At 41.4% G+C, this 3,272-nt stretch carries 4 protein-coding genes; all 4 read right to left on the reverse strand.

All coding sequences use genetic code 11. From position 1 onward, the window contains the following. A partial coding sequence (locus RYP29_RS08635) for an AAA family ATPase (RefSeq protein ID WP_311533137.1) occupies positions 1–525 on the reverse strand: 525 nt, incomplete at its 3' end. Then, complete coding sequence (locus RYP29_RS08640) at positions 526–1,761, reverse strand: exonuclease SbcCD subunit D (protein ID WP_311533139.1); 1,236 nt, start codon at positions 1,759–1,761, stop codon at positions 526–528. 82 nt (positions 1,762–1,843) lie between these two features. Then, positions 1,844–2,680: a deoxyribonuclease IV gene (locus RYP29_RS08645; protein WP_005379311.1), complete on the reverse strand. Its 837-nt coding sequence runs from the start codon at positions 2,678–2,680 to the stop codon at positions 1,844–1,846. A gap of 65 nt (positions 2,681–2,745) precedes the next feature. After that, positions 2,746–3,165, reverse strand: a complete 420-nt coding sequence (locus RYP29_RS08650; RefSeq protein WP_005378385.1) for a Fur family transcriptional regulator — start codon at positions 3,163–3,165, stop codon at positions 2,746–2,748. Positions 3,166–3,272 lie beyond the last annotated feature (107 nt).

Below are 3,272 nucleotides of genomic sequence, written 5' to 3' on the forward strand. Positions count from 1 at the left end.
TAATTCCTCCCGTTCATTTGTAGAGGCGACAAGGAGTTTTCTGAATTCCCCTTGTGGCAATAGAACCACTTGTAAAAATTGATCCTTACGAAAACCTATGATTCGTTGAATCGTATCGCGAATGGCAGCCGCAGAGGTAGCGATAACCTTCCACTCACCAGCTTTCATTTCATAGACAGTGGCACTAGCGTTCTGTTCGCGCATACCTGTACCGCGTTTTTTGGCTACCATCTGTTTTGGTAGTCTTTCAATACGATATTGAGCATCTCCGATGGCAAAGGAAAAGTCTACGCGTGTCATGCGCTCAGGTTCCGCAAAATCGCTGCGGATAGCATCGGTTTTCCGCACTTCTCCACTTGGCTCGCCATACAAGGCATATACCATGGCGTCTAATATAGATGTTTTACCTGCCCCCGTTGGACCAGAGATAAGGAACATAGAATGATTCTCTAATTCGCTAAAGTCCAAGGTAACCGAATCTCGATACGGACCAAAGGCTTCTATAGTTAAAGATATAGGCTTCATCTAGTCCTCCTTTAAAATTCGATCCCATACAGAGTTGATATATTGTTGCTCACGCTCTGTTAAGGGGTTCTTCCACACGGTTTCAGCAAACTGATTAAATAATTCACGCTCGTTTAACTCTTTAAATACGGCATCCCCCATATCTACCGCAGGTGTTGCTATGCGCCCTGCTAATTCAATGGTCATACATCGGTGATAAACCTGACGCAACTTAGCCATGCCATCCATGATAGGCATCGTATCTAGAAGGCGTGCCTGCACGTAATCATCCTTATGTTTCGTTTGGAGGGCTGTATTATTTAAAAGGTCCTCAAAATAACCTTCCAAGATGACTACATCCCGCTTCGCCTCTACAGGGATTGTACTAATATCTACCTTCCCGTTTGTATCCATATCAATAATAGTAAAAGATTTCTTCTGCTCATGTTCATCAAAGGAATACTTCAATGGCGATCCGCTATAGCGAATATGGTCTGCCCCCATCCGTTGCGGTCCATGTAAATGTCCAAGAGCTGTATAGTGAAAGTTTTTAAAAACGTGAGGGCTCACCTGTTCACTACCACCTACAGACAATGTTCGTTCCGAACCACCTACCTCGCCACCCATCACAAAGGCGTGACTGATGGCAATACTACGCATCCGTTTTGGCACTTGTTTATATAGATAATCACTCCAAGCCTGATACATTTGGTCATAATTATATAAATTAAGTGCGACCGCTTCTTGAGCTTTATCATCTACATAGGAAAATAAAGTATCCTCAGCCGTATCCGTATCAACTGGTTTTGATTCACTGGAGTTCAATCCCAAAGCGTCACCTATACGACGAGGTTCGCTAAACGGCATAGGACAAATGGCCACCCTACCATCAGCGCCTTCAAATTCAAAGGGTTGTAATGCATGATGAGGGGATCCCCAAATATGAATGCCCGATTCACTTAGCATAGACCGTCCCACTTCAAGGCGTTCCGCTCCATCGTGGTTTCCACTCACTACAAATAGAGGAACCTTATAATCCATAGCGAGACGAGTAATGATAGAGTCCCATAATTCAATAGCTTCAATGGGTGGTACCGCCCTATCAAATACATCCCCTGCCAGCAAGATGCCATCGATTTTTTCTTCTTTCAAAATAGTAAAGAACTGATGCTCCAACACATAAGCTTGGTCATCTGTTAAATACTGACCATAAAAAATACGACCTAAATGCCAATCCGCAGTATGTAAAAAACGCATTTCATCCCCCTTTCCAGTTCTTCCTATACCTTATATATTTAGTTTATACCAATTATTATATAACTCAATTTATTTTGCTTGATTATTGATTATCTACGATAGAGCGCAACATAGCAATTTCTTTTGCATAGCCATCTAATTCATTTGGCGTTTCCAAGTAGAACGGCAAGCTCGTCAATTTAGGATGTGTCACAATACGAGCAATTGCATCGATACCGATATGACCTTCCCCAATTTTTTCATGACGGTCTTTATGAGCCCCCATAGGATTCTTAGAATCGTTCAAGTGAATCGCTTTCAAACGGTCGAGACCAACAATACGATCGAACTCGTCGATGACACCATCTAAATTATTAACGATGTCATAACCACCTTCGTGAATATGGCAAGTATCTACACAAACACCCATGTACTCTTTTAATTTTACACCGTCAATAATACGAGCAATTTCTTCAAAACGAGAGCCAATTTCCGTGCCCTTACCAGCCATAACCTCTAAAAGAACCGTTGTTTTCATGCCTGGGAATAAGATTTCATTCAAGCACTCCACGATGTATTCGATGCCTTGGTCAACACCTTGCTTTACATGACTGCCGGGGTGAAAGTTATACATCTGGCCTGGTAAATATTCCATGCGTTCTAAGTCTTCTGTCATGGCTTGTTTTGCAAAAGCGCGCAAATCTTCCTTAGCTGCACACGGATTATACGTATACGGTGCATGGGCTAACAAGGTACCAAAGTTATGTTCTTTCATATACGCACTAAGGCTATTCATATCCTCCACATCGAGAGCACGCATGCTACCACCGCGCGGATTGCGCGTAAAGTATTGGAATGTATTGCCCCCAATTTTGGTAGCTTCCTTTCCCATATGTAAATACCCTTTTGATATTGATAAATGTGACCCTATAATAAACATTAAATTTCCTTTCCACTCTATTTTTACTCAAAAACCCCCTGCATCTTATACGCAGGGGGCGTCTGTTAGTGACTTTCTTTTTTTGCACATTCTGGGCATACGCCTTCGAATGTAATTTGTTGTCCTGTAATTTGATAAGCACTAGCTTTTCCAGCAATATCGGAAATAGCATGAAGATCGATATTCATCATATCTTCTACCTTGTTACAACGAACACAGCGAATATGTGCATGAGCTGTTGTATCCCAATCATAATGTGCGCGTTCATCGCCCACTTCCAATACCTTAACAAGGCCAATTTTTTCAAAAATCTCCATTGTTTTGTATACAGTTGCTAAACTCATGCTTGGATGTGTAGGACGCAAGCTATGATAAATCATCTCTGCTGTTGGGTGATTGTGATGACCACGCAAAGCATCATAAATTGCAATTCGTTGAGGAGTTACCTTAAACCCTTCGCTTCGCAAAATTTGTGCGATATCCATAATAATCTACCTTTCTCCACTTGGAAACATATCGGTACTCTATGGTCCATTTTCAAACAATAATTATTATTTATTGTACCATTCCAGTAGATTTTAAGCAATAAAAA

Origin of the sequence: uncultured Veillonella sp., assembly GCF_963534045.1 — a bacterium.
Taxonomy (GTDB): domain Bacteria; phylum Bacillota; class Negativicutes; order Veillonellales; family Veillonellaceae; genus Veillonella.

What these genes read in the sequence shown, in the direction of transcription:
- RYP29_RS08640 (WP_311533139.1), bottom strand. Translation starts at nt 1,761, where the DNA reads ATGCGTTTTTTACATACTGCGGATTGGCATTTAGGTCGTATTTTTTAT.
- RYP29_RS08645 (WP_005379311.1), bottom strand. Translation starts at nt 2,680, where the DNA reads ATGTTTATTATAGGGTCACATTTATCAATATCAAAAGGGTATTTACAT.
- RYP29_RS08650 (WP_005378385.1), bottom strand. Translation starts at nt 3,165, where the DNA reads ATGGATATCGCACAAATTTTGCGAAGCGAAGGGTTTAAGGTAACTCCT.